This window comes from Pantoea sp. E956-1 (genome assembly GCF_982223955.1).
Window position 1 is genome coordinate 100,091 of the sequence record NZ_CEUYZP010000010.1, and the last position, 25,157, is coordinate 125,247.

22 protein-coding genes are annotated in these 25,157 nt (G+C 53.5%); 5 read left to right on the forward strand and 17 right to left on the reverse strand.

From position 1 onward, the window contains the following. Window positions 1-13 precede the first annotated feature (13 nt). The 5 genes from AC0T7J_RS20265 to hpxU all read right to left on the reverse strand — a co-directional run bounded on the left by AC0T7J_RS20265 (window position 14) and on the right by hpxU (window position 3,878). Window positions 14-745: an amino acid ABC transporter ATP-binding protein gene (locus tag AC0T7J_RS20265; protein WP_473796432.1), complete on the reverse strand. Its 732-nt coding sequence runs from the start codon at window positions 743-745 to the stop codon at window positions 14-16. Next, the gene (locus tag AC0T7J_RS20270; RefSeq protein ID WP_031590401.1) at window positions 726-1,382 is read right to left on the reverse strand and encodes an amino acid ABC transporter permease; all 657 of its coding nucleotides are present in this window, start codon (window positions 1,380-1,382) and stop codon (window positions 726-728) included. The genes AC0T7J_RS20265 and AC0T7J_RS20270 overlap by 20 nt, the downstream gene beginning before the upstream one ends. Beyond that, complete coding sequence (locus tag AC0T7J_RS20275) at window positions 1,382-2,050, reverse strand: amino acid ABC transporter permease (protein WP_010255155.1); 669 nt, start codon at window positions 2,048-2,050, stop codon at window positions 1,382-1,384. Before AC0T7J_RS20275 ends, AC0T7J_RS20270 begins: the two co-directional genes overlap by 1 nt. 10 nt (window positions 2,051-2,060) lie before the next feature. After that, on the reverse strand, window positions 2,061-2,846 hold the full coding sequence (locus AC0T7J_RS20280; RefSeq protein ID WP_473796436.1) for a transporter substrate-binding domain-containing protein: 786 nt from the start codon (window positions 2,844-2,846) through the stop codon (window positions 2,061-2,063). Window positions 2,847-3,038: 192 nt separating this feature from the next. Next, entirely contained in the window at window positions 3,039-3,878 is an 840-nt protein-coding gene (gene hpxU / locus AC0T7J_RS20285) for a MurR/RpiR family transcriptional regulator HpxU (RefSeq protein WP_157351585.1), read from the reverse strand. A 138-nt stretch (window positions 3,879-4,016) separates the two neighbouring features. On the opposite strand from hpxU, the gene AC0T7J_RS20290 reads away from it, so the two are divergent. The 4 genes from AC0T7J_RS20290 to hpxZ are packed head-to-tail and all read left to right on the forward strand — an operon-like array spanning window position 4,017 to window position 7,572. After that, the gene (locus AC0T7J_RS20290; protein ID WP_033766591.1) at window positions 4,017-5,603 is read left to right on the forward strand and encodes a gamma-glutamyltransferase family protein; all 1,587 of its coding nucleotides are present in this window, start codon (window positions 4,017-4,019) and stop codon (window positions 5,601-5,603) included. A gap of 12 nt (window positions 5,604-5,615) precedes the next feature. Then, window positions 5,616-5,798 carry an oxalurate catabolism protein HpxX gene (hpxX, locus tag AC0T7J_RS20295; protein WP_003852562.1) on the forward strand — a complete coding sequence of 61 codons (183 nt, stop codon included), beginning with the start codon at window positions 5,616-5,618 and terminating at the stop codon, window positions 5,796-5,798. Further along, the gene (locus AC0T7J_RS20300) at window positions 5,795-7,192 is read left to right on the forward strand and encodes an AtzE family amidohydrolase (RefSeq protein ID WP_473796441.1); all 1,398 of its coding nucleotides are present in this window, start codon (window positions 5,795-5,797) and stop codon (window positions 7,190-7,192) included. Before hpxX ends, AC0T7J_RS20300 begins: the two co-directional genes overlap by 4 nt. Further along, a complete protein-coding gene (gene hpxZ, locus AC0T7J_RS20305) occupies window positions 7,192-7,572 on the forward strand; it encodes an oxalurate catabolism protein HpxZ (protein ID WP_473796444.1) in 381 nt (126 codons plus the stop codon). Before AC0T7J_RS20300 ends, hpxZ begins: the two co-directional genes overlap by 1 nt. A gap of 50 nt (window positions 7,573-7,622) precedes the next feature. On the opposite strand, the gene puuE is transcribed toward hpxZ, so the two are convergent. Genes puuE through AC0T7J_RS20320 form a run of 3 tightly spaced genes read right to left on the reverse strand, consistent with a single transcriptional unit; the run spans window position 7,623 to window position 10,061 of the window. Next, complete coding sequence (gene puuE / locus AC0T7J_RS20310) at window positions 7,623-8,576, reverse strand: allantoinase PuuE (RefSeq protein WP_163841887.1); 954 nt, start codon at window positions 8,574-8,576, stop codon at window positions 7,623-7,625. A 34-nt stretch (window positions 8,577-8,610) separates the two neighbouring features. After that, window positions 8,611-9,342 (reverse strand): allantoin racemase, encoded by a 732-nt coding sequence (hpxA, locus tag AC0T7J_RS20315; protein WP_473796447.1) that lies wholly within the window; start codon window positions 9,340-9,342, stop codon window positions 8,611-8,613. Then, window positions 9,339-10,061 carry a GntR family transcriptional regulator gene (locus tag AC0T7J_RS20320; RefSeq protein WP_473796450.1) on the reverse strand — a complete coding sequence of 241 codons (723 nt, stop codon included), beginning with the start codon at window positions 10,059-10,061 and terminating at the stop codon, window positions 9,339-9,341. The genes hpxA and AC0T7J_RS20320 overlap by 4 nt, the downstream gene beginning before the upstream one ends. Window positions 10,062-10,205: 144 nt before the next feature. Here AC0T7J_RS20320 and AC0T7J_RS20325 point away from each other — a divergent pair, with 144 nt between their 5' ends. Beyond that, window positions 10,206-11,699 carry an NCS1 family nucleobase:cation symporter-1 gene (locus AC0T7J_RS20325; protein WP_473796453.1) on the forward strand — a complete coding sequence of 498 codons (1,494 nt, stop codon included), beginning with the start codon at window positions 10,206-10,208 and terminating at the stop codon, window positions 11,697-11,699. 114 nt (window positions 11,700-11,813) lie between these two features. On the opposite strand, the gene AC0T7J_RS20330 is transcribed toward AC0T7J_RS20325, so the two are convergent. The 9 genes from AC0T7J_RS20330 to tssM form a co-directional block, all read right to left on the reverse strand. Beyond that, the gene (locus AC0T7J_RS20330; RefSeq protein WP_473796455.1) at window positions 11,814-14,804 is read right to left on the reverse strand and encodes an autotransporter outer membrane beta-barrel domain-containing protein; all 2,991 of its coding nucleotides are present in this window, start codon (window positions 14,802-14,804) and stop codon (window positions 11,814-11,816) included. A gap of 25 nt (window positions 14,805-14,829) precedes the next feature. Further along, the gene (locus tag AC0T7J_RS20335) at window positions 14,830-15,438 is read right to left on the reverse strand and encodes a helix-turn-helix domain-containing protein (RefSeq protein ID WP_473796458.1); all 609 of its coding nucleotides are present in this window, start codon (window positions 15,436-15,438) and stop codon (window positions 14,830-14,832) included. 467 nt (window positions 15,439-15,905) lie between these two features. Further along, window positions 15,906-16,409: a type VI secretion system baseplate subunit TssE gene (locus AC0T7J_RS20340; protein WP_473796461.1), complete on the reverse strand. Its 504-nt coding sequence runs from the start codon at window positions 16,407-16,409 to the stop codon at window positions 15,906-15,908. Next, window positions 16,396-17,193 (reverse strand): type VI secretion system accessory protein TagJ, encoded by a 798-nt coding sequence (locus tag AC0T7J_RS20345; RefSeq protein WP_473796463.1) that lies wholly within the window; start codon window positions 17,191-17,193, stop codon window positions 16,396-16,398. The genes AC0T7J_RS20340 and AC0T7J_RS20345 overlap by 14 nt, the downstream gene beginning before the upstream one ends. Before the next feature lie 17 nt (window positions 17,194-17,210). Beyond that, window positions 17,211-18,116 (reverse strand): TagK domain-containing protein, encoded by a 906-nt coding sequence (locus AC0T7J_RS20350; RefSeq protein WP_473796466.1) that lies wholly within the window; start codon window positions 18,114-18,116, stop codon window positions 17,211-17,213. Further along, window positions 18,055-18,321 (reverse strand): PAAR domain-containing protein, encoded by a 267-nt coding sequence (locus tag AC0T7J_RS20355; RefSeq protein WP_031590415.1) that lies wholly within the window; start codon window positions 18,319-18,321, stop codon window positions 18,055-18,057. Before AC0T7J_RS20355 ends, AC0T7J_RS20350 begins: the two co-directional genes overlap by 62 nt. Before the next feature lie 67 nt (window positions 18,322-18,388). Next, window positions 18,389-20,575 (reverse strand): type VI secretion system Vgr family protein, encoded by a 2,187-nt coding sequence (locus AC0T7J_RS20360; protein ID WP_473796469.1) that lies wholly within the window; start codon window positions 20,573-20,575, stop codon window positions 18,389-18,391. Between the two features lie 26 nt (window positions 20,576-20,601). After that, entirely contained in the window at window positions 20,602-21,291 is a 690-nt protein-coding gene (locus AC0T7J_RS20365) for a T6SS protein Cts1T (RefSeq protein WP_473796472.1), read from the reverse strand. A gap of 30 nt (window positions 21,292-21,321) precedes the next feature. Continuing rightward, window positions 21,322-25,116 (reverse strand): type VI secretion system membrane subunit TssM, encoded by a 3,795-nt coding sequence (gene tssM / locus AC0T7J_RS20370; RefSeq protein WP_473796475.1) that lies wholly within the window; start codon window positions 25,114-25,116, stop codon window positions 21,322-21,324. Between the last annotated feature and the right edge of the window lie 41 nt (window positions 25,117-25,157).

Here is a 25,157-nt window from a genome sequence, read left to right on the forward strand (position 1 = left end):
TCCTTTTTCAGAATCAGAGGCGAACCGAAGAGATAAACTGCTTCAGCTCCGGTGACTGCGGCTGAGCGAACAGCGTCTTACTGTTGCCCTGCTCCCAGACGCGCCCCTGATGCATAAAGACCACACGATCGCCCACGTCGCGGGCGAAGCTCATTTCATGCGTGACGAGGATCAGCGTCATCCCTTCTGACGCCAGCTGCTCCAGAACTTTAAGCACTTCGCCCACCAGCTCGGGATCGAGCGCGGAGGTGATCTCATCACAGAGTAAAACTTTCGGCGTCATCGCCAGTGCACGGGCGATCGCCACGCGCTGCTGCTGACCGCCGGAGAGGCTGGCAGGATAGTAGTTGAGACGCTCGCCCAGCCCGACCTTCTCCAGCATCTGCGCCGCCAGCGCCCGGCACTCGGCCTCGCTTTTTTTCAGCACCCGGCGCGGTGCCAGCATCACGTTCTCCAGTGCCGTCATGTGCGGGAACAGGTTGAAGCTCTGAAACACCATCCCGACCGAGCGGCTGATTTCCCGCGCCTGCGAGTCGCGATCGGTAATCGTCATACCGCCGAGCTTGATGCTGCCCTCCTGATAGCCTTCCAGCCCGTTCATGCAGCGCAACAGCGTGCTTTTGCCCGATCCGCTGCGACCGATGATGGAGATCACCTCGCCCATGTCGATATCCAGATCCACGCCTTTCAACACATGGTTGTCGCCGTAATATTTTTGCACCTGATTAATGGTGATGAGCGGCATTGAATTTTTTCTCCAGATACTGGCTGTAGCGAGACAGCGGATAACACATCAGGAAGTAGCCCAGCGCCACCAGCCCAAAGACTTTAAACGGCTGATAAGTCACGTTGTTCAGAATGGTGCCCGCTTTAGTCAGCTCAATAAAACCGATAATTGACGCCAGCGCGGTGCCCTTGATCACCTGGACCGCAAAGCCCACCGTCGGCGCGATACCGATGCGGATCGCCTGCGGCGCAACCACCCGCCACAGCGTCTGACCAAAGGTCAGGCCGAGGCAGCGCGACGCTTCCCACTGGCCTTTTGGCAGGGCACGGATGCTGCCGTACCAGATATCGACCAGAAAAGCGCTGGTGTAGAAGGTCAGCGCCAGCGAGGCCGCCGTCCACGGCGCAACATCAATGCCGAACAGGCCGACGCCGAAAAACGCCAGGAACAGCTGCATCAGCAGCGGCGTGCCCTGAAACAGTGCGGTGTAACCGCGTACCAGGCGCGTTAACCATTTGCGTTGCAGCAGGCGCATAAACAGCAGCGGCAGCGTCACCAGCGTGCCGCCGACAAAGGCCACCAGCGACAGCAACAGAGTCCAGCGTGCCGCCAGCAGCAGATTGCGCAGGATGTCCCAGTCGGTAAAGGTCGTCATCATGATGGCTGCACTCCAAACCATTTACGGCCAATCGCCAGCAGCAGATGGCGCATCGCAATCGACAACGCCAGGTAGATCAGCGTGGTCACCAGATAGACCTCAAAACTTAAGAAGGTGCGCGACTGGATCAGGTTGGCGGCGAAGGTCAGCTCCTCATAGGAGACCTGCGACACCACCGACGACCCCAGCATCACGATGATGCACTGACTCACCAGCGCCGGGTAAATGCGCTGCAGCGCGGGCGGTAAGACCACCCGCAGAAATGTCTGGCTGCGGGTTAACCCCAGCACCCGTCCCGCTTCCCACTGCCCTTTGGGTGTCACCTGAATCCCGGCACGAATGATCTCGGTGCTATAAGCACCAAGGTTGATCAGCATCGCCAGCAGCGCCGCCTCGCCAGCAGTGAGTTTCAGCCCCAGCGCAGGCAGACCAAACACAATAAAGAACAGTTGCACCACAAACGGCGTATTGCGGATCAGCTCGACATAGATGCCCCACAGGCGGCTCATCCAGCTGGGTCTGCCACTGCGCAGCGCCGCGCCCGCAATGCCGAGCGCCACGCCACCGGTGGTCGCGAGCACCGTCAGCTGGATGGTGACCCACAGACCGGAGAGCAGCTCCGGCCAGTAGGGCCACAGGGCGGGAAAGTTAAGTTGCCCGGTCATGAATCTTTCCTCAGGCGCCGATGCTGGCGGGCAGCGGCGCTTTCAGCCACTCTTCTGACAGTTTATTCAGGGTGCCATCTTTGATGCCCTGCTCAATCAGCGCATTCACTTTCGCTTTCAGTGCCGGCTGATCTTTCTTCAGGCCGATATAGCAGGGAGAATCTTTCAGCATAAACTGCGCCACCGGCGCTTTGGCCGGATTCTGGCGGGCAATGGCAGCGACCACCAGGTTGCCGGTCGCCACATACTGCACCTGACCGGAGAGATACGCAGACAAGGTAGTATTGTTATCTTCGTAACGTTTCACCTGTGCGTCTTTCGGCGCAACGTCACTGAGCACCATGTCCTCTACCGCACCGCGCGTCACGCCAATCGATTTGCCGCTCAGGGAAGACGCCGCTTTGATTTCATCGCCTTTCGGCCCGAATACGCCCAGGAAGAACGGTGCATAGGCGCGGGTGAAGTCGATCACTTTTTCCCGCTCGGCATTTTTACCCATGCTGGAGATCACCAGGTCGACCTTGTCAGTTTGCAGATAAGGCACGCGGTTGGCACTGCTGACCGGCACCAGCTGCAACTTAAGTTTCATTTGCTTTGCCAGGTATTTTGCCGTGTCGATGTCATATCCCTGCGGCTGCAGATCGGTGCCGACCGAGCCAAACGGCGGGAAATCCTGCGGCACGGCGATGCGAATGACGCCGCGTTTCTGGATGTCCTGCAGTTGATCGGCCAGCGCGCTTCCCGCTTGTGCCATCAGTAATGCCGCTGTCGCAACCGCCATTAAAACTTTTTTCATTATGCACCCCGGTGAGATTAACGTGAAACAAAAGATTCTTTGACATGTAATCTGCAACTAATGTGCCAATCCGGGTGGCAATAGAAAAAGGGTTAAGCGGCAGAGGGTTCAGCTGACATCTGGCGTAATCGGGACGACTACGCCAGGGGAAGGTCTGTTCTGAAATGGGGCAAAGCACCAAAACGGTGCCTGTTAGCGGTGCTCCAGCTCTTCAAACTGCTGGTAAAGGTCGGCGATCTGATGAATGCGCTGGCGTCCCTGCGCCAGCATTTCATGCAGCAGTGCATTGGCAATCAGGTTAACCAGGCTCATGGCTGAGCCATAACTGTCAAAGGCAGAAACGCTGTCCAGCGGCGTACAGAGCTGCCAGCGCGCCAGCGCAATCACCGTCTGCGCCTGCGGCTCACATAGCGCCAGCAGCGGGATACCGGCAGCCTGCAACTGCTGCATCAGCGGGCGAATGATGCGGGGACGACGACGGAAGGCCATCACGACCACCATATCCTCCGGCGTAATATCCACCAGCTCCTCAGCCAGCGTCTGGCCCGGCTGCGGCAGGATATGTACCTGCGAACGCGCCTGCACCAGTTGCTGTCGCAGATGCAGTGCCACCGGATAGGCGTTGCGCATGCCGATGATAAAGACGCGTTTTGCCTGCGCCAGCTGCTGGATAACCTCATTAAAGTGCCGGGCATCCAGACTGTTCACCCACTGCGTCAGGTTAGCCATCTCCTGCTTGTAGTGTCGCGCCAGCAGCGTATTGCCCTGCACCGCATCACGATTATCGGTCAGTGGCATGCCGCTCTGGCGCAGGATGCGTAACTCATCACGCATATCCTTGTACTTTTCATAGCCCAGACGCTTAAACAGCCGGCTGACCGTGGCTTTCGACACGCCACTGAGCCGCGCCAGCTCAGCACTGTTGTAGCTGATCAGGTCATCGAAGTGGTCAAACACGAAGTCGGCAATGCGCTGCTCCTGCGGAGAGAGCTGGGGATAGTGACTTCTGAGCCGTTCATCAAGCTGTTTCATAACCCGTCCTGTAACTTTTGTTGCAGCAGAAGCTAGCACAATTTACGCCAGGTTAACCGGCGCATTGTCAGCTCAGGGTGAAAACTGGAACAGCTCTTGCTTTGATATGGGTTCTGTTACCCGAAGAACGAGAAAAAGATGATTCAAAGCAATATGGCCCCGCAGGGGATGGCGGTGACGCCACACCATCTGGCGAGTGAAAGCGCACTCGCGGTACTGCGTGATGGCGGTAATGCCATTGAAGCGATGGTAGCCGCTGCCGCGACCATCGCCGTGGTCTACCCGCATATGAATGGACTGGGCGGCGATGGCTTCTGGCTGATTCTGCCGCCTGGCGGCGATCCTGTCGCTATCGACGCCAGCGGCGCAGCCGGTTCGCTGGCCCATCACGATTTCTACGCCGATCACCCTAAGATTCCGCATCGCGGGCCGAAAGCGGCACTGACCGTGGCCGGTACGGTCAGCGGCTGGCAGGAGGCACTGAATCTCTCGGCTGAGATGGGCACCCCGCCGCTGCCGCTGGCACGTCTGCTGCGCGATGCGATTCGCTACGCCGCCGACGGTATTCCGGTGACCGCCTCACAGAGCGCCGCCACCGCGACGTTCCGCAGTGAATTGCAGCATCAGCCCGGCTTCAGCGCCACCTTTATGCCTGACGGCAACGTGCCGCAGCCAGGCAGCCGTTTTACCCAGCCCGCCCTGGCGAACACCCTGAGCCAGCTTACTGAAGAGGGGCTCGACAGCTTTTATCGCGGCCCGCTGGCTCACCATATGGCCGATGAGATGGCTACGCTGGGCATGCCGGTGACGCTGGCCGATCTGCAGCAGCATCGCGCCCGCCGCACGACGCCGCTGCATCTCTCCCACAGCGAAGGTGATATCTGGAATATCACCCCGCCAACGCAGGGCATGGTGTCGCTGGCGATCCTGGGCATCACCGATCGGCTGGAGATGGCGGAGGCTGACGATGCGCAGACGGTGCACCGTATCGTGGAAGCCACCAAAAAAGCGTTTGCGCTGCGCGACAAACACATCACCGATCCGCGTCACGTCACGGAAGATTTGCAGGCGCTGCTGGACAGCGATCACCTTGCCACGCTCGCCAGCCAGATCACCGATGGTGAGGCCGCGGCATGGGGTAACGGACGCGGGCCGGGCGATACGGTGTGGATGGGCGTGATGGACAGCAGCGGTCTGGCCGTCTCCTTTATTCAGAGCATTTATCACGAATTTGGCAGCGGTGTGGTGCTGCCCGGCACGGGTATTACCTGGCAGAACCGTGGCGCCGCTTTCAGCCTCGATCCTGACCATCTGCTGGCCCTGGCACCCGGTAAGCAGCCGTTTCATACCCTGAATCCTGCCGCCGCACGGCTGAAAGATGGCCGGACGCTGGTGTATGGCGCGATGGGTGGGGATGGTCAGCCGCAGACTCAGGCGGCGATTTTTACCCGTCATGTGATTCAGGGCTTGCCGTTACAACAGGCGGTCAGTGCGCCGCGCTGGCTGCTGGGCCGGACCTGGGGGCAATCATCAGACTCGCTGAAACTGGAAGGTCGTTTTGACGACGAAACGGTATTGATGCTGCGTCTGTGGGGACATGAGGTGGAGCTGCTGCCGGACTTCAGCGAATCCGTGGGCCATGCGGGCGCCATTGTGCGCCACAGCAACGGCATGTTTGAGGGCGCAAGCGATCCACGCAGTAACGGCAGCGCCGCCGGTTTTTAACAGGAGCGAATCATGAATCAACACGACTGGGCCAGCTACATCGGCCATATGGAGCAGATACTGCAACTGGAACTGGATGACGCCCGCCGCGCTGAACTGCTGATCCAGCTGTCGCGTATCGCGGAGATGGCCGCGCCGCTAATGGCGTTTCCGCTGGATGACCGGCTTGAAGTGGCAGGAGTATACCAGGCATGAGATTAGGTGACGTTTCGATTCAGACCCTGCAGCGGGCGATTCAGCAGGGTGAAATCAGTGCGCTGGAAGTGGCAAAGCGCACGCTGCAGGCGGTTGAGCAGCACAATCCGGCGTTGAATGCCTGGACGGAAATGACCGGGCCGCGCATGTTAAAAGAAGCCAGTGCGATTGATGCGCAGCGGCAGCGCGGCGAAACCCTGCCACCGCTGGCGGGCATCCCGTATGCGGTAAAAAACCTGTTTGATGTGGCGGGGCACACTACCCTGGCCGGTGCCAGCCTGTTCAGCGACCGGCCGGCGGCACGTGCAGATGCGTTTGCCGTCGATAAACTGCGTCGCTCTGGTGCGCTGCTGTCGGGCATGCTGAACATGGATGCCTACGCCTACGGTTTTACCACCGAAAACAGCCACTACGGCGCGACGCACAATCCGCGCGATCTCAGCCGCGTGGCTGGCGGCTCGTCAGGCGGTTCGGCGGCTGCCGTGGCCGCCGGTCTGGTCCACTTTTCGCTGGGCACCGACACCAACGGCTCGATTCGGGTGCCCGCGTCGCTGTGCGGTATTTTTGGTCTTAAGCCGACCTTTGGCCGGTTATCACGCAGCGGCAGCCATCCGTTTGTCGCCAGCCTCGATCACATCGGTCCTCTGGCGCGACGGGTTGAAGACCTGTCGCTGGTCTATGATCTGTTGCAGGGCGCAGACCCTACCGATGCGTTTCAGGCCGCTCACCCGCTGGCCGCGACGCTACCAGGGCTGTCACAGGGCAGCGAAGGCTTGCGCTGCGGCGTACTGGGTGGTTTTTTTGCCCGCTGGTGCGATGAGGATGCCCGCGCTGCCGTCGCGGTGGTCGCGGCTGCACTTGATGCACAGGAAGAGGTGCTGATGCCGGACGCTGAGCTGGCACGCTCGGCGGCGTTTATCATGACTGCGGCAGAGGGCGGCAATCACTATCTGCCCGCCCTGCGCCAGATGCCTGAGCAGTTTGAGCCTAACTCACGCGAGCGTCTGCTGGCCGGTGCCATGATGCCAGGTGCCTGGTACGTGCAGGCGCAGCGTTTCCGCCGCCATTTCCAGCAGCAGGTGTTGCCGCTGTTTGATCGGTTTGATGTGCTGATAGCGCCGGCGACACCCTGCAGCGCGATCACTATCGGTCAGCAGACCCTGTCGATTCAGGGGGAATCGCTGCCGGCTAAGGCGAGCATGGGTATGCTGACGCAGCCGATCTCCTTCCTGGGATTGCCGGTCTGTACCGTGCCGCTGGCGACCCGAAGCGGTCTGCCGATTGGATTACAGCTTATCGCCCGTCCGTTTAATGAAGAGGCGGTGTTACGTGCCGCCTGGGCACTGGAACAACGCGGCATGACGATACCGCAAATCAATATGGCTGGAGCCTGATGAACAGAGAGATTAATTTACCGCAGGTGGTCACCGAGGTGACGGCGCAGTTTTACCGCTACGAGCAGGCGCTGGTCAGCAATGACGTGGCCGAACTGGATGCGTTGTTCTGGCACGACCCGCGAACCGTGCGTCTCGGCGCGGGTGAGAATCTGTATGGCATTGATGAGATTCGGGCCTTTCGCGCCGCGCGTCCTTCAGCCGGGCTGAACCGGACGCTGCGAAACACCGTGATCACCACCTTTGGCGAGGATTATGCGGTCTGCAGCACCGAATTTACCCGCACCGGCAGCGATAAAACTGGCCGCCAGCAGCAGACCTGGGTACGCATGCCCCACGGCTGGTGTATCGTGGCGGCGCAGGTCAGCCTGATGAGCTGACATCGTCCGGCGCTTCGCCCGATCAACGCGGGGCGAGCGCCGGAACCGGCTTAAGGTGCCGGGTGCGTGTTGATCCAGTGGTCAGCGATCTGCTGACGGGTACAGATCCAGACATCCTCATGTTGCTGGAGGTGATCGAGAAAATTCTGCAGCGCGCGGAATTTGCCAGGACGACCCAGCAGGCGGCAATGCATACCGATCGACATCATCTTCGGTGCGGTTTCGCCCTCTTCATACAGCACATCGAAGCTGTCGCGCAGATAGGTAAAGAACTGTTCGGCGGTGTTGAATCCCTGCGGCGAGGCAAAGCGCATGTCATTGCACTCCAGGGTGTAGGGGATAATCAGGTGCGGTTTAACCGTTCCATCCTGACAGGTGACCTGGGTCCAGAAAGGCAGATCGTCGCCGTAGTAGTCACTGTCATAGCTGAAACCGCCCTGCTCCACCACCAGCCGACGGGTATTCGGGCTGTCACGGCCGGTGTACCAGCCGGTCGGCGCTTTACCAAACAGATCGACCAGCACATCGACCGCCTGCTGCATATGCTGGCGTTCGGTTTTTGCATCCATGCCCTGATAGTGGATCCAGCGCCAGCCGTGACTGACCACATCGTAGTCAGCCTGTTTAATCGCCTCGACGACTTCCGGATGACGCGCCAGCGCCATCGCCACGCCGAAAACCGTTAACGGCAGACCGCGTTTCTGGAATTCATTGTGGATACGCCAGAAACCGGCGCGTGAGCCGTACTCATACAGCGACTCCATTGACATGTGGCGATCGGGATAACTGGCTGCCCCGATGATGTCGGAGAGGAACTGCTCTGAGCCGGTATCGCCGTGCAGCACGCTGTTTTCTGCGCCCTCTTCATAGTTCAGAACAAACTGGACCGCCACACGGGCGTTGTTGGGCCAGGCGGCGTGCGGCGGATGAGCGCCATAACCGATTAAATCGCGCGGATAGTTTTTGTTAAAGCTGTACTCTTTCTTCTCTGCAGCGTCAGTCATCACTCGCTTCCTGTCTTGAGTCGGGAACGTTCCGTTAGTTTAGATGCTGAAACGCACCTGAGAGAGGTTTCTGCAAAGGCCAGGCCAGATCACCATGTTTGCTGGTGCCAAAGCCAAGCGCCACCAGCGACTCGACCATTTTTACCGCCGCGCTGACACCATCGATCACCGGCAGACCCAGCTCCCGGGTCAGCTCTCCAGCCAGCGTCGCCATCCCGCCACAGCCCAGCACAATCGCCCCGCTGCCATCTTCCCGTTTCGCCTGTATACAGCGCTGCCGCACTTTTTCCTGCGCCAGGCCGCTGCCATCCTCCAGCGCCAGTACCGGCAGATCGATGGCATGCAGCGCGGCACAGTGATGGGTAAAGCCATACTGCTGCAGCAGATGACGCGCAATCACCAGGGTACGCGGCAGCGTGGTGACAATGGAGAAACGCGTCGCCAGCAGCGTAGCGGTATGCATCGCGGCTTCCGCAATGCCGATCACCGGTCCGCTGGCCAGCTCGCGTGCCGCCAGTAAACCCGGATCGCCAAAACAGGCGATGACATGGCCGCTAACGCCCTGCTCTTTGCCCAGTTTTATCTGCTCAAGTACGCCGATGGCGGCGATCGCCTCATCAAAGTGCCCTTCAATGGAGGGAACGCCCTGCGACGGCGAAACAGCCAGAATGTCTGTACCTGGCGCAGCGACCGCGCGCGCGGCCTGACCGATGGTTTCGGTCATCGCCAGGCTGGTGTTGGGGTTGATAACCTGAATCAGGCTCATAAGGCAGCTCCAGAGCCTGTGGCAAACAGTCGGGAAAAATCGGGCAGCGTTTCCCCGCTGCGTTCGAAGTGCAGGCTGGAGACAATGTGCTCAAAGTGATGCTGCAGTGCCTGCGTCAGCGGCTGCAGCGCACGCGCGCGTAGTAACTGAAGCAGATTCGTATGATCGTCACAGCGGCAGCCACGCTGCCAGGGTGCGCCATAGGCGGCGATCACCAGCGACGAACGCTGCGTCAGGCTGGTCACCATGCCGGTGAGCACCTGATTCCCGGAGATCGCCTGCAACTGAATATGAAACGCCGCTGAGAGCCGGATGGCTGCCGGGCCATCATGAGCGGCGTGCGCCTGATTCTCCTGCGCGATGAGCTGCTCCAGCGCCACCAGATGCGGGGGCTGCAGATGGGCCAGTACCGCTGGCAGATTAGCGCACTCCATTAAACTGCGGGTTGAGAAGATATCCCGCGCCTCTTCAACGCCGGGTGTGGAGACCTGCGCACCACGTTTGGGCGTCAGGGTGACCATCTGCACCGCTGCGAGGCGTTGCAGCACTTTGCGGATGCCGGTGCGGCTCACACCGAAGACCCCGGAAAGCGCCTCTTCCGGCAATTTACTGCCCGGCGGCAGCTGATGCTCAACAATGGCGTTCATTAACGCCTGGTAAATCCCTTCATCTTTATCCTGCAGAGGGATGGCGTCTCGCTGGCCTGTTTTACTCGTCATTACCTGCTCCGGTCGCTTGCTGTACGCCACACATCGTATACGTGAAAAGTAAATATTGTATACAAGAAAACAGATCTGGCCTGAATCCTGCAATACCGTCTTACCAGATTATTCATTTCACTCTCGGGTAGAGGAGCAGGTTTCATGCCAAATCAATCAACGGTGGCCAGCACGGCCTCTGAAGCCAACGCCCGTTACAGCCCACGGCTCTGTAACGACGACCTGGCACCGACTCGCGATCAGAACTGGTCGTGGTACAACATTTTTTCTTTCTGGATGTCAGATGTGCACAGCATGGGCGGTTATGTGGTGGCCGCCAGCTTCTTCACGCTGGGATTAGCCAGCTGGCAGGTGCTGCTCTGCCTGCTGGCGGGGATCTGCATCGTGCAGATCTGTGCGAATCTGGTGGCGAAACCGAGCCAGATGGCGGGCGTGCCTTATGCGGTGATCTGCCGTCAGGCATTTGGGGTGTTTGGTGCCAATATCCCGGCGGTGATACGCGGCCTGATCGCGTTCGCCTGGTATGGCATCCAGACCTATCTCGCGGCGAATGCGCTGATGCTGGTGCTGCTGAAGTTCGCGCCGTCGCTGACGTCGATGACCGTGCCGCACTGGCTTGGTCTGTCGCTGCTGGGCTGGTGCTGCTTCGGCATTATGTGGTTACTGCAGGCAATGGTGTTCTGGCATGGCATGAACGCCATCAAACGGTTTATTGATGTCGCCGGACCGGCGGTCTATGTGGTGATGGTGGCGCTGGCGGGCTGGATTGTATACAAGACCGGCTTTGACGGGATTTCCTTTACCCTCGCCAGCAAATCGCTGACCGCAGGCGAGCAGACGTGGCAGATGATTACGGCAACGGCGCTGGTGGTCTCTTACTTCTCCGGGCCGCTGCTGAACTTCGGTGACTTTTCACGCTACGGCAAGAGCATGTCAGAGATCCGTCGCGGCAACCGCTGGGGACTGCCGTTTAACTTTCTGCTGTTCTCCGTGGTGACGGTAGTGATTGTGTCGGGCACCCAGTCGCTGTTTGGCAAAATGATTACCGATCCCATCGAAACCGTGAGCATGGTCGGCAACGATCTGGCGGTCGCGATTGGATTGCTGACCATGATTACCGCCACCATCGGCATCAATATCGTGGCGAACTTCGTCTCACCCGCTTTTGACTTCTCCAACTGTTCACCGCAGAAAATCAGTTTCCGAACTGGCGGGATGATCGCCGCGGTGGGGTCGGTGCTGTTAACGCCGTGGAATCTGTTCCAGTCTCCTGAGCTGATTCACTACACGCTGGATGTGCTGGGATCGTTTATCGGGCCGCTGTTCGGGATTCTGCTGACCGATTTCTATCTGATTAAACGTGGACGTATCTCGGTCGACGATCTGTTTAACGATACGCCAGCAGGCCGTTACTGGTATCGCGGTGGCTTTAACCCTAAAGCGATTGGCGCACTGCTGCCATCGGTGGCGATTTGTCTGGTGATTAGCTTTATCCCTTCCCTGCATCAGGTGGCGAACTTCAGCTGGTTTATTGGTGCCGGTCTGGCGGCAGGCTGCTATCGCTTTATCGCCCGTGAAGATCGTGAGGAAGTGCAGGCGGGCATCTGGCGCGGAGAGATGACTGTACAGAAGGATTGATGCGGTGGTCTCTGAACGGACGCGCACTGAATACAAAAAACGGTAAACAGAAAAATGAAAGGCCGATTAATTTTTAATCGGCCAAAATAAGGTGAAATACCTTTTTACCTACGTTTAGAAATTATATTTCAACCCGATTAGCGCGGCGGCATCATTATACCCCTCATCACCCACCTGAACGCCAATATTACCCCAAAGATTGAGTCGCGGATTGAGTTGTCCCTCCAGACCGACTTTAACTTCTCCAAGGTTTTTCGCCCCTTGCTGACTCACCCGAATCTCATCCATATCTGTGGAGAAATTACGGCTATTGTGCAGCCAGTTTAACGCAAGATAGGGCTGGAACTCACGCTGCCTGCCTTCGTCGCTTGCGTGATGGCCTTTAAGCCAGGTCCTGACGCCAAGTCGGGTCATCCAGTTGCCATCACCTTCCCCGCGAATACGTGTGCCATTCTCCTCGCCGTGATTATCGGCCCGGACACCCATCCACACCGCCTGTACCTGAGGCTCAATAAACCATTGACCGACAGACCCCTGACTTCCCTGAAACTCACTCACCTTCCATGCGTAACCGCTTTCCAGCGAGGCTGTAAAACCATGGGATTTATACGTTTCAGCAGTCAGATTTTGCCCTTTCACTTCATTATCAAACCAGCTATACAGCAGCCAGCTATCCAGCCAGGCACCTGTATGATCGTCCTGATTGGCATACCAGGTCGCATAACTACCGATGCTGTAACCTTTAATATCCCCCCTTGAACGGTAGCGACTTGCCTGACTTTCTGTTGAACTTTTGTTATTGCCATAACCTGCCATGAAACCGACGTGCCAGCGATCTGCACCGCTTGTACTCCAGCGTGCCACATCCCCCCCTATCTGAGTCATATAACGGTTACTCTGTGTTTTCAGCTGACCGCTGCCGTCCCGCCATTTGTTGTGACCGCCAATCTGACGTAGCCACAGGCTGGTGACTTCCGGCTGGCCTGTAATTGCATCAATAAATTGTGTCTCTCCTAATCGATCATGCAGCGTCATCATAAACAGTGTATTCGCTGCCGCCAGGTTAGCGGTGTAACTTCCCGCTTCGGGACGAACAACGGCTGACGATTTTGTTGTATCACTTCCCACCTCGGGGTGAACAACGGCTGGCGATGTTGTTGTATCACTTCCCACCTCGGGGTGAACAACTTCTGTCTCTTGTGACTCAGGCGATGGAGACACATCGATACTCTCTTCTGGCACTGTGCGATTTGCATCAGCTTCTGGCGCCGTGGACTGGCTGGTCAGATACCAGCTTTCGCCTTTCTTAATCAGGTCATAATCGTAAGCGCCGGCAACGATACGCCCTGATTTGATAAAGCGGCCCATAGATGTCCCGGCTACATCAACAACTTCAATGCCTTCGACAGTTTGCGCACCGTATCCCCCCAGATTATTGATAGTGACGCTGGTCGTTCCCTCAAGAACGTCACCGCCCACTATTAGCGTATTGGACGGAGATGCGTCATCTCCCAATACGCTATTCATGACCAGCAGGCCGCCATCACCCGCATAATCGCCGGTGATGGTGAGGCTATTGAAGCTGTCAGTGTTGGAAAAAATGATCGTTCCGTTATTTGTTAGCTGGCCAATATTTGAGCTGTCACTGATATTCCATTGGCTGGTGCTATCGAGAGACAGTGACGTCGCATTGTTCACGGCGCCCGTCAGAACAGTCCCGGAAAAGAGGCTAACCGCTACCGTATTCAGCGGATCGGTCACATCGACATTGCCATTTAGCCTGCTATTGATCGCCTCGAACGTCACATTACTGTAGAGATTGCTGGCGGGATCGAGGGTATCCACATAATGTGCAACACTCAGTAACTGGCCATTTCCACCGGTTAGCGTTGAATCTTTGGCGACCAAAGATAAATTCGTCGTTTCTACCTGAATGGCCGGGGCCTGGCTGGCAGTCAGCGTAACGTTATCAAGCGATACCGTGCTTTTCAGCGAAGAAAAGTATCCATCGGCATAGAGACCGCTGGCTGCCTCACCTGATGTAGAGATCTCACTGTTGCTGACACCCAGTGAACCCGCACGTGCCCATAAACCGAATCCCTGCATACCCGTCGTTTCAATCTGGACATTGTCTGCCGTAATAGCTGAACCCGGCCAGGCAGCAAGACCCGCAGCCAGCTCGCCATCAGTGGTGATGATACTATTATTCAAGACGCCCTGGCCGCCCAATGCGGTAAACAGACCCACACTGCCTGTACCCGCAGTCGTTATCGTCAGTCCATCGCCCTGAATGAACTTTTGGGTATAAAGTCCGTAAGCATTTTCCCCCTGTGTCTTTAAAATGCTGTTTGTGGCATAGGCATTACCTAGCTGGGCATTAATAGCGCTGGCGCGGTTACCCGCAGTAGAGACACTGGCATTCTTCAGTGTTACTGAAGAATCCGCTGAGGCGACCCAGATGGCATCACTGTATAAACCCTGAGTCGTAAAACTTCCGCCGTTAATGTTTACATTGGCACTGGCATTGGCGTTAACGGCATAACTGCTGCTGCCCAGGGTAGTGGCCGTAATATCCGTCAGTGTCAGCTCGCCCCCCGTAATACGAAAAGCGTCACCCTCGTTGGTCGCCACGGTTCCGTCCCTTATCTCTGCCGATACATTTCCCTGAGGCACTGACCATGTGCCGTCAAGCACGACACCGATAGCACTGCTGGTCCCATAAACATTGAAGTTAGTAAGGATTGCTGTGCTGTCATTCGCCAGATAGAGCCCGGTACCCGAACTGCCAGCCACGTTGATAGTGAGATCCTGAGCATTAAGCTGGCTGTTCTCTATCCAGAGGCCGCCACCGAGCGTGCCGGAGCTATTCAACTCAACCTGACGGGCCGTGATAACAGCCCCTTTTTTAGCCTGAATGATATAAGCACCGTTTGTTCCATTCTCAAACGTTGATTCCTGAATCGTACGTTCAGTGCCATTCGCAATGATGGAGTCTGTATTCGTGGCAAATGCATTGCCACACATAAACAGGCTGACTGACAGGAAATAAATTTTATTCTTAAATGGTAAGTCTGTCTTCCATTTGCTCTTCGCTATTTTTTTCATCACTAATCCCTTTTGATGGTTCACATTACAAACAAATTGTGTTTCTTTCCTCTCTCCGGCAACTTGCAATAAACGAAGCAAATCGATAAAACTCAGCTCTGTTTGACATGCCGATTTTACGACTCGCGTTACGATAGTGAGTACTGATTGTTTTTTTCGAACGTTTCATTATTTTAGAGATATGATTACTGTCATAACCATGACCGATCATAACCATCACGTGATTTTCAGTATCAGAAAGCTGCGTATGCTGCTTCAGGCCGAGCCTCCAGCACACATCTTCTTTGTTGGCCAGTTCTCTGTAGTCAGAACTGGCGATCTCAACTATCTTTTTTATCTTCTGAGATACAACATTAAGCGGCTGATTTCTTAGTGTAAATGGGACATGGATAGTAATCTTACCTGGCGATTGTTCTAACGTTTCAGCTGTGGCACATCCTTTATTTTTGTTTTCTATATAAATGGTGACCATATCATTTCGGAAAATAATATCGGCAACTCCCTGATTATCATTCTGTGAGGGTAATAAAAAACAAACACGTTCTTTCCGTTTTTTAGTCAGTTGATTATAAATCAACGTGCTAAGCCCCTTTCGATGATAGAAATCATAATCCACTAATAAGATATTTAACATATTCAACACCCATGCTTAACATTTATCATAAGACTATATAGATTATGAGACGACACAATATACCCACTATAAAGTGGATAAAGCCGGCAAATAAAGATTAATTAAAATAAAAGCAACCTTTAAACACTTTAAAGGTCTCACTAATTCCTTCATTTTGTCACCAATTGATAACGAAGAGAGTATATCCGCAATGAAAACCACGTTCAAATACGTCACGATAAAGACAATAACTGGATTTAAAAACCATAAAAAACATAAAAAACAGCGATAAAGACAAATAAATAAATTCTATCTGGTGTTTTGCTCCACAAACCGAAAATAAACCCTGCGAGACCATAACAAAATGAGAATGAATTTAAGCCAGGCGTTCAAAAAAAATGATTGCCCGGCAGCAATAATCTGATATGCCAACAGTTGTTAAATTCAGCTATTTATATTCTAACGCAACGACAACAACCTCATCTTTATCATAAAACGCTAAGGTCAACCTTTTCAGATTCAAAATCATACCTTCCACTCATACACAAATCGATCGGCTTAGGTTTCCAGTGTATTAGCCCCCGAATTTCTACAGCAATGACAGCATGCCTGACCATATCATCTCCGGTTTGTAAGGAGCGTATAACCAGCGTCTCCGGAATTATTCTTGGTTCAAAATAGAGAATGGCTTTTCGAATCTTGTGTTCAATAACACTCCAGTCATGGCTATTTTCCTGCGACCCCATCAGTGCTGAGATGCCATAGTTGAGGACAGATTTAATGACAGGGCCATGTTTATTTTCGTTTAATTTCGCCTCCATATTGCTGTGATTAATCAGATCGGTAAGATCTTTTTGCACAATGCTTCGCATTGTACTCATATCAACGGGCTTGAGACGATCGTGAACACTTTTAGGTTCATCATCCTGAAGACGCTCCAGCAAAGTCGGTGGATAACGTAGCAGCATGTCGCTATTTTTATTTGAAAACAATGTCGCCTGCTTCCGTGATCGCCTGTTCACTGAGGTCTGTCAGCAGTACTTTCCTTCCACTTCCCGCTAACACCATTTCAGACAACGTTTCTAATTCCGTTTTCAGGCCAAGCTTGATCTCCTGTGAGTCGTTTTTCACCACCGGATAGCGTGCCGGAACATAACCGTAGTAGGTTTCTCCTTCTACGTTAACCTCGGCGGGTAGCCAGAGCAGGTCCAGAAGATCTTCAGGCTGGCGGAGATTCAGGCGCTGGATCCCGGCGTAGGGTAGCCAACGGTATCCACCAGCACAAATAAACTCACATATCGGCCCCAGTCGACTGTCGCTATCCGCTATCCAGGAGAACTCGCCCAACGTTTCGCTCCTGCCGGCGTTTTCAGGCGCTTGCTCAAACCCCTCCTCGCGTAAGGTCAAAGCCTGTTCAGACTCACCCTGATAGTGCTCCGAATTGGCCCGATGAATTTTTAACATCCAGCCAGGCATTTCGCCCTTCAGGGTTGCAGCCTGACGTTCACCAGTCAGCACCTGTTGCCGCTGAACTTCACTAAACACCAGATTCTTGTAGAGTTCAGTCTGTTTTTCCAGTTCACTATTCAGGAGCGCCATCGTCTGTAACTGCATCAGTGCTTTATCCCACGCCCCATCAATACAGTAGAGTTTGAACAGAATGTCACGGGCTTTCATATCCTGAGGATGGGATTTAACCTGCGCTGAAACGCTGGTCAGTATTTCATCAAGCGGGGCTGTTTTAAGCATCTGAGTCAATGAGGTAAAATCTTGCATGATGTTAATTCCTTAAATTAATAATGCGTGTCCAGGCCTATTTTCCGCAAATCCTGAAACACCAATTCGGATACATTATCTCTGCCTTGCATCACACTAACTTCCGGTGAGAGTGCGTGAAGCAGATCGGTTTTTTCCTCTTCGGTAAAGAGTTCGTTCCACTGCTCGTCCATTCCCAGTTCCGATAACGCTTTTTCAATCAATGAATCACTATCCACAATACATTCCGTCAACGTTTTCTCTTTTATCGTCTCGCGGATATGTTCAAAATGAGCGTCCGTTCTGATAATGCGCTTTTTCTGAGGTTGAACATCAATAACACCGCCATCATCCTGCTCCTGCCAGATCAGAAATCGCTTATATTCCACCGCCAGCATTTTCAGAATATCGACCTCTTTATCCTGCGTTAGAATGACGTTATTCAGGTAACGAAGATCATTAATGTAGTTACCTTTATTAGGCAGGATATCTTCAACGTCATGAATCGGACTACCGGCTCCCCGGCTGTCGCCTGAATAAGAACCATATGTTAGTGGCTCGTTATGCGCTAACTGAGTGTCACTGATCACGCTCATTTTGAAGTGTCCAGCCTGAATTCGGCTTGATTCGCGTAATGGATGAATACTTCCATAGGCGACGTCAACGTCATCCAGACGGCAGACGCAACGCGAACACAAATTCATCATCACCAGCCGGGTCATGTGCCAGTAAAACATGATAGCGTCGTGGCCAGCATGAGCACTGTGTACGTCAAATGCACCAGCGAGCACATCAAATGTGGCAGCATTGCCCTGAATGAGATTGCGGACAAGCGAGACCGGTTGCCGTCGTGGCGGCCATTCAAAATGAATGTTCACAACATTAACTGCCAATAAATACGCTTGGTGAGCCGCAAACAACCACCGCACCGCAACCCGTGACATCGCCTAATCGCGCTGCCGGCATACCGTTAATGAAAACCGTGCCCGATCCCGATGCCACGGGAGCAGCTCCGTGGCCAATAGCACATGGCGCTACGCTTGCTCCAGCCATTGCAGCAGGCTGGCCGTTGATAAAGACATTACCCGAACCGGAACATAAAACGCCGCCGTGTGCGGTGGCGTCACCTATTCTTGCTGCATTTTGCATTGTCATTTCTCCTGTTCAGAATCATAAAATAAAGAGAACCTTGTTTTGCTCTTAGTTAACCGAATACTTAAGGTTCGATCTCCTGACTACCTGTCGGTGTTGGTGTTGGTGCCGGTGTTGGTGTGGGTGTTGGTTCCGGCGTCGGTTCCGGTGTCGGTTCATCAGTCGGAATAGGTAAGTCCGGAAGCGGAATAGTCACGCCCATCAATGATCTGATCATTGGCAAACCTGGCAATCCCACCATGGCACCGCCGCCGCCTCCGCCTCCACCACAACTGTCACAGCAACTATCTCCCGGGTTAATATCAACTTCCCCGCCCTGAATTATCACCTGACTGGATCCAATGATTTTTATTTTCTTCGCTGATATCACCAGTTCACCGCCTGCGGTCAGCGTCATCGCGCCACCAGCAATCATTGCACTGGCCCCACCGACAGAAACAGAGTGGTAACCACCAACATTTGTCATGAAGGCCCCCCCGACGTTAATCCCTTTTGCGCCGCCGACGCTGTCTGACTGACTGCCACCGACCTGAATGCCAAGCGAAGCCCCCACCAGCGCACTACTATTACCAATTACGTCAGACATGTAGTTGCCGCCCACGAACAGGTTGCGTGATACCCCTACATTGACACTGGAATTTAGTCCTATGGTTTGTTCTTCGTTTTGCTTTGTTAAGCGGGTCATATTCCGCTCAGCCTGCTCCCAATACTCTTCCTGCCCGGGCTTATCTTCAAAGCGAATGCCATTGTAGTTGCTGCGTCCCCCGCCAACCGTACGGCTGATAAGACCACTTTGCGTTGCGTTGACCGGCAGCTCCCAGGGCGGCATAGTGACATTGTTATAGAGATTGCCGGTTATCAGTGGTCTGTCTGGATCACCATTAATGAAGTCAACAATCACTTCATGTCCCACTCGCGGAATATAAATACCGCCAAAGTTATTGCCTGCCCAGGCCTGACTCACCCGCATCCAGCAGGAGTCTGACTCACGGTTTTGACCATAGCGGTCCCATAAAAAGCGCACTTTCACGCGGCCATACTCATCAGTCCAGATATCTTCACCTTCCGGACCAACGACAATTGCCGTCTGAGGGCCACTGGTCTTTGGCTTTTCGATGATCATCGGATGACGGTAAATCTTAGTGGTCGGCTGCACAGTGAAGTGACATGTGTAACGAAACTCATCCGTTGATGTCAGTTGGGCGATCTCTTCAACTTCAAGCTTACTGCGCAGAATCATATATTCACGATTGGCTTTTTCTACCGGGTAGTTGACCAGTTCAAATACGCAGCCGCAGGCGATACCACGTAACTCACCGGAACCGTTGCAGCGGGAACCGAGTGCACCGCGTTCTTCCATTCGCACACGCGCCAGTTGCTCGCCAATCGCAGGTTGCTCGTAATCACCTGGCCAGTGGAAAATCTCCATCTGATTGAAACTTGTCTTACGCGGTTTACTGTCAATCGCCATAATGTCCGCGCGCGATTTAGTAAAATCATAATCGTTCGTGACCCATTTACCGGAGGTAATCGTTTCCTCAAAATGGAACTGACTAATATATTCCTGGTCCATTTTTGGGCGATCAGGTGCATACTGAATGACATGGTAAGCCTCGCTGGTAAAACGCTTATGCGTACCTACGTTATCTACCAGAATCAGCTTGTGGCTTTTTTCACTGTGTTCGAAAAACCAGTAAATCCCCCACTCTTCCATTAAGCGTTCAATGAAATCGAAATCAGTTTCACCATACTGAACCTGAAAATCGAGTAGAGGATAACTTCCTGCCAGTCGCTTTTCATAAGTGAAACTATAATCCGCCAGCACCTCATCAATAATATCAACTACGGATTTTTGCTGAAAAATCTTATAATCCGCAGTTAACTCTGCGAGATGAAGCCAGGGACGAAGGCAGATTTCATATAACGCCTGATTACCATCACGTCCGACATAGCGAGCTTTCTGCACAATCCCGGATATTTCACGGACGTGTTTACCTATATTGAGAATATCCCCAAGCCCATTGCCATCCAGTTCAATTTCAACGGTCATCTCTTTGCCGATTAACGCTTTTAAATCAACATTCGATGCCGCCTGCCAGGGGATAAGCGGGTTAGCCGGTGTATTTGCAGTCACCAGGTATGAATAAAGTAAGGAAAGTGCCTCCTCACCAACCAGCTTTGAGATGACTAAAGCAGGTTCCCCAAGTAGCAAAGGCATAGCAGGACTACTTAATCCAATTGTTCGTGACATATAATCACCTGATGCGTTATGAATTTTTAAAAAGACCCGTCAGCCGGGTTAGTCTTTTCATGCCGTAATGGAATTCGTTGCGAATCCAGAACCATTCGGTGTCGGCTTTGTTGCCAAATCCAGATCCCAGCCTCGCACTGAAGGCAGTCAGGCCAGTTCTTCCATGGCATAACGCCGACGCCATCACCCTCCGCTATGCGATAATCCTGTTGCGATCCCTCCCTGAATAGCATTTTTGATTGGTTTTCAAAGCGCCATGTCGGCTTAAGTAAAAACTGCCGCCAGGGAGAATATGCCCATCGAAGTGCTCTGAACCATTGATATAGTGGTTGCCAGCTCTTTGATGCCATATCCTTTTCACCTGCAAGGTTTAAAATTCTCGCGGCCCAAAAAGTCAGCGGATATTTAGTGTGCATATTTTTTTGCAACCATGAAGCAGAAACAAGACTGCATATAACAAAGAGTTGTTTCTCACCCTCTTTTCCTGACGTCAGACTAAAGGCACCTGCGTAATATCTTTTCTTTGACAGCGTCGCCCCCGAAATAATAAAGCACCAGGGGTAATGCCCTACCGATAACTCCTCAGGCATGCCGGAACCGATATTTGGCAATACATGCTGGGTAATAATTGATCGCACTTCACGATGGATTTTTCCTGAGCGTCTGAGCAGGCCTGGACGTAATCCATCGATCAATAAAAAAATGCGTATCGACATAATATCCTCTGGCGTAATGGCCGCTGATTCTTAATAGTCGCCAGGACAGTGAAAATCTCTCAACAGCGCCACTAATGACCGATCTTTATAAGTCAGACCAGAGATGCCAATATTCGCCCGTCGGGAATCCAGTTCATAGACCCATTGCATCTCGCCGGACTGCGTAACCAGCATATCGCTGGCGCGATCCATCCAGCGAAACAGTGCCCACGGACCGGAAAAGCTCATCGACGACGTACCCGACGCGACACGTGGCATGGCGTTGATCGTCACTTTTGAGGTCATACGCGAAGCTGGCCAGAGAAGAGAAACCGGTGAAACCGGCCAGTGGGCATAATTCACCTGTTTGCCGTCAAAGCTCATATTGAGTTGAGTAATAGACGGATCCAGATAGGGTACTGACACATCAAAGAGCAGCGAAAGACGTCGACCGCCCTCTTCCTGAAAAAAGAGATGACGAATCTCAGCCGCTTTTTCAAACAAAGCCAGGGTACTTTCATTTTCTTCACTGTCGCCTTTATAACGCCAGGGGCGCGTTGACGTGTCCACTTTGTCTGCCAGATTCTTTTTGAAGTAATCATCCACTACGCCACCTGCAGCAAAGAAGCGTTCAAAATCGGCAACTTTAACTTCGCGCTGGCTTTGAGCGAAAGGATAGCGTCCCTGCAACGTCGCACGGCAAATCTGCCCAATGCTGTCTTCGATACCTTCGTTACTTTTAGCAATGGCCTCCCGGTGAGCACGATGCCATGCACCTTCAAGTAACGGAGCAATAACAACAGGGAGCGGGTCCGGCCAGGTTTGAGCCTCAGCACCCAGCTGTTTAGCCGAACTGGAAAGCGCCATCGCATTGCCGTTTTTCAATGCATCTTCGTAGACCACAAACAGAGTGTATTGCTCGTTAAGGGAACCCAGTAATTTGCTCAACCCCGCTTCGCCACTCAACGGAGGCATTTCTGCTGCCAGCTCGCGTTTACCGGTTACAAATTCACGTAATGGCGCAAACTGATTATCAACCTGCTCCTGAAGCAATTTTTTTTCTATCGCAGCATACGCAAGGCTCACTTTGGTCGCGGCGCTCAGGATTTGCCCCTTGTTACTGACCTTCTCAAACAACGAGGTATTCTCTTTGCCGACCAGCGTGGTTTCGCTCACTGCGCGGGACAGCAGGTTTGCCAGTGGCGAATCAGACGCACTGAGCACGCGCAGCATATAAATGTCGCCCGCCATGCCCGTCCCCGTATAGGCATCATCCAGCCGCAACAGGTCGGTTTTAAGACGAATATTGCCCAGAAAGCCCTGCCAGTAGCGTGCATATTCATCCAGATAACGCTTTAGAATTTGCTGCTGTACGGGATTAACCAGCACCGTACTGGGGGTTAATCTGTTCTGCTCTTCTGACCCGCTCTGCTCAGCTTTACCTAATACCCACGCATCCTCACGCTGCAGCCAGTTCAAACCGGGTTCCATTTTTTTTTTAAACACGTCGTAGTAACCAGCCCGGGTAAACAGTCCGGGAATGGCTGTCACACCGCCTTCGTCAATGAGCGTGAACACTTCACTGCCGCGAGACTTCGTCATCGCGTTTAACGTCAGATCGGCTGGCGCATCCTGCATGATCGAATCTTTGATGCGTTCATAGAGCCGGCTTGCCAGATCGTCACGCTCAAGCATTGCCCGCGCATATTTAACCAGACCGTCATCCAGACTGTGCCCATAACGTCGCCATTCAGGCGAGTCCAAAAGTCGGTTCAGGTGGGCCACAAAAATCCGGCGTTCCTCATAAGGCTGTAGCTTTCCGGAGCTTTCCCACAGACGGGTAATGGCAGCGATCATATACGACTTGTCGAACGTTCCCTGTCCGTGAACCTGCAAGTAGAGTTTCAGTAAGCGGAAAATTGGTTCGGACTGACCGTTATCAATGGCGTTCTGAAGAGCAAGGCTAACCTGCTGCTCTATCTGCGGCAGAAGCAAATGCTGTAAAAAGAACTGATAGAGTAAGTCGGAAGACTCCACAACTTCGCCACCGGTATAAAGCCCATAGCGCCACTCAAGCGGTGGATTAAATAACGCCAGCGAGCCATATTCCGGCAGATATTGTGAAAGTGTTAACAGACGAGGAAGCAGGCTATCGGTCGGTTTTTTGACGAAGTTTCTTACTTCTGTATCAAGTGTGCTGACCTTCTCCTCCACGACACTGAGGTAGTCACTATTATGATGATAGCTGTGCCAAAAACCGTTCAGCAGAACCACAGCCAGCATGAGAGAAAGGGTATGCCCCAGAAAACGCTGCAGGCGGAACTTTGATTCGTTGGCCAGGTTATGGCGCGCCAGACCGCGATCTTTAACAATGACCTCGCTAAAAAGTTCTCTGAGGAAATACTGACGCCCGTAGGAGACATCGCCCACCAGAAAATCACGCTCCTGAGGCTGTGCGGTCAGTGAAGCTGACACCGTGGGTGATGTATTCTCAACATAGTTCTGCCACTGGCGGATGATGCTCTGATTATTCAGTAAGCTAAACCCAACGGGCTGATGACTGCTGCAGAAATAGATACCACGTAACAGGGTGTAGTTCTGCGACTCATCGTAGCGGGAAGCGAATACAATGTTGTGCACCACTTCTGCGACATGCTCTGACAAGAGATGAAAATCCTGTGGCAATCCGTACAATTTTTTTCGATCGCGATTAGCGTACTCCTCCTGCTGACGGACGATAATATCGCGCTCGATACGCTCCTGAAGCAGCGCAAACTCTGCTTTTATCTGGCTCTGCAGCCCCGATGGTGCCAGGGTGTTGGTCTCGCCATAGGGGAAGGTGACTCCCCATACCTGCTCCCGTTCCTGCTCCGTCAGCATTCTGAAGTATTCAGCAAAGCCTGGCAGTTGATCGAGTTTTGTGACCAGCACATACACAGGAAAACGCACGCCCAGCGTTTGACGAATGTCGTCAATCCTGGCGCGCAGGCTTGCCGCCAGCTCAAAGAGTTCAGCCTGGCTGCGACCCACTAAATCTGCGGCGGAGACGGCAATAATCACGCCGTTCAGCGCTTTAACCGGGCGATATTTCTTTAGGGTCTTAAGGACCGCTCGCCATTCGTTAATCGTGGAATCGGGATCGCTGACATATTTGCCTGCGGTATCAACATAGATAGCATCATTGGCCAGCCAGCATTCGCAATTCTCGGTGGCACTGGCGGGCTTACTGACCTGATTAAGCTGATCAGGTAGCGGAAAATCTTGTCCGGATGCGAGGATAGCTGAAGTTTTACCTGCATTTTGAGTACCCAGAACCATGTACCAGGGCAATCGGTCCAGCGGTTTTCTCGCCAGAATGACACGCTGGAAAAAAGAGAGATTACCGTGGCGTTTGTTGACGTAATCAACTGCACGAGCAATGGCCGCTGAGATTTCGGATATATCACTTTCTTTCGCTGCAGTTTTGTTCTGGGTAAATTTATCCAGCAGTGCCGGATTATCCTTCAGGGCCAGTAGCAGTAACCAAAGACCATACAACAATGCGCAGACCAGCATTATTCCGATGATCGCCAGCCTGACACCCACAGCAGTCAGGGGATGTTTTTCGCCCACCAGCAGAAAAGGGCCAAAGACCCAGACCAAGACACACAACGTTGCAGTTAACGCGATAAATAACGGCCAGCGTAACCAGAAGCAGACCAGGCAAAGTGCGGCCAGCAAAGTAACGATCACGCGTGACTCAATGCTCTGCAATGGACGTGACACGCCAAAACCAAAAAAGGGTCCCAGAAACCAGATCGCTGCAATGAGCAATCCGATACAACACACAATTAGCAGCGTCTTCATAAACCGCGCCGCGAAGACTCTATTTAAATAGGACATTGTTG

What these genes read in the sequence shown, in the direction of transcription:
- AC0T7J_RS20265 (WP_473796432.1), bottom strand. Translation starts at nt 745, where the DNA reads ATGCCGCTCATCACCATTAATCAGGTGCAAAAATATTACGGCGACAAC.
- AC0T7J_RS20270 (WP_031590401.1), bottom strand. Translation starts at nt 1,382, where the DNA reads ATGACGACCTTTACCGACTGGGACATCCTGCGCAATCTGCTGCTGGCG.
- AC0T7J_RS20275 (WP_010255155.1), bottom strand. Translation starts at nt 2,050, where the DNA reads ATGACCGGGCAACTTAACTTTCCCGCCCTGTGGCCCTACTGGCCGGAG.
- AC0T7J_RS20280 (WP_473796436.1), bottom strand. Translation starts at nt 2,846, where the DNA reads ATGAAAAAAGTTTTAATGGCGGTTGCGACAGCGGCATTACTGATGGCA.
- hpxU (WP_157351585.1), bottom strand. Translation starts at nt 3,878, where the DNA reads ATGAAACAGCTTGATGAACGGCTCAGAAGTCACTATCCCCAGCTCTCT.
- AC0T7J_RS20290 (WP_033766591.1), top strand. Translation starts at nt 4,017, where the DNA reads ATGATTCAAAGCAATATGGCCCCGCAGGGGATGGCGGTGACGCCACAC.
- hpxX (WP_003852562.1), top strand. Translation starts at nt 5,616, where the DNA reads ATGAATCAACACGACTGGGCCAGCTACATCGGCCATATGGAGCAGATA.
- AC0T7J_RS20300 (WP_473796441.1), top strand. Translation starts at nt 5,795, where the DNA reads ATGAGATTAGGTGACGTTTCGATTCAGACCCTGCAGCGGGCGATTCAG.
- hpxZ (WP_473796444.1), top strand. Translation starts at nt 7,192, where the DNA reads ATGAACAGAGAGATTAATTTACCGCAGGTGGTCACCGAGGTGACGGCG.
- puuE (WP_163841887.1), bottom strand. Translation starts at nt 8,576, where the DNA reads ATGACTGACGCTGCAGAGAAGAAAGAGTACAGCTTTAACAAAAACTAT.
- hpxA (WP_473796447.1), bottom strand. Translation starts at nt 9,342, where the DNA reads ATGAGCCTGATTCAGGTTATCAACCCCAACACCAGCCTGGCGATGACC.
- AC0T7J_RS20320 (WP_473796450.1), bottom strand. Translation starts at nt 10,061, where the DNA reads ATGACGAGTAAAACAGGCCAGCGAGACGCCATCCCTCTGCAGGATAAA.
- AC0T7J_RS20325 (WP_473796453.1), top strand. Translation starts at nt 10,206, where the DNA reads ATGCCAAATCAATCAACGGTGGCCAGCACGGCCTCTGAAGCCAACGCC.
- AC0T7J_RS20330 (WP_473796455.1), bottom strand. Translation starts at nt 14,804, where the DNA reads ATGAAAAAAATAGCGAAGAGCAAATGGAAGACAGACTTACCATTTAAG.
- AC0T7J_RS20335 (WP_473796458.1), bottom strand. Translation starts at nt 15,438, where the DNA reads ATGTTAAATATCTTATTAGTGGATTATGATTTCTATCATCGAAAGGGG.
- AC0T7J_RS20345 (WP_473796463.1), bottom strand. Translation starts at nt 17,193, where the DNA reads ATGCAAGATTTTACCTCATTGACTCAGATGCTTAAAACAGCCCCGCTT.
- AC0T7J_RS20350 (WP_473796466.1), bottom strand. Translation starts at nt 18,116, where the DNA reads ATGTCACGGGTTGCGGTGCGGTGGTTGTTTGCGGCTCACCAAGCGTAT.
- AC0T7J_RS20355 (WP_031590415.1), bottom strand. Translation starts at nt 18,321, where the DNA reads ATGCAAAATGCAGCAAGAATAGGTGACGCCACCGCACACGGCGGCGTT.
- AC0T7J_RS20360 (WP_473796469.1), bottom strand. Translation starts at nt 20,575, where the DNA reads ATGTCACGAACAATTGGATTAAGTAGTCCTGCTATGCCTTTGCTACTT.
- AC0T7J_RS20365 (WP_473796472.1), bottom strand. Translation starts at nt 21,291, where the DNA reads ATGTCGATACGCATTTTTTTATTGATCGATGGATTACGTCCAGGCCTG.
- tssM (WP_473796475.1), bottom strand. Translation starts at nt 25,116, where the DNA reads ATGAAGACGCTGCTAATTGTGTGTTGTATCGGATTGCTCATTGCAGCG.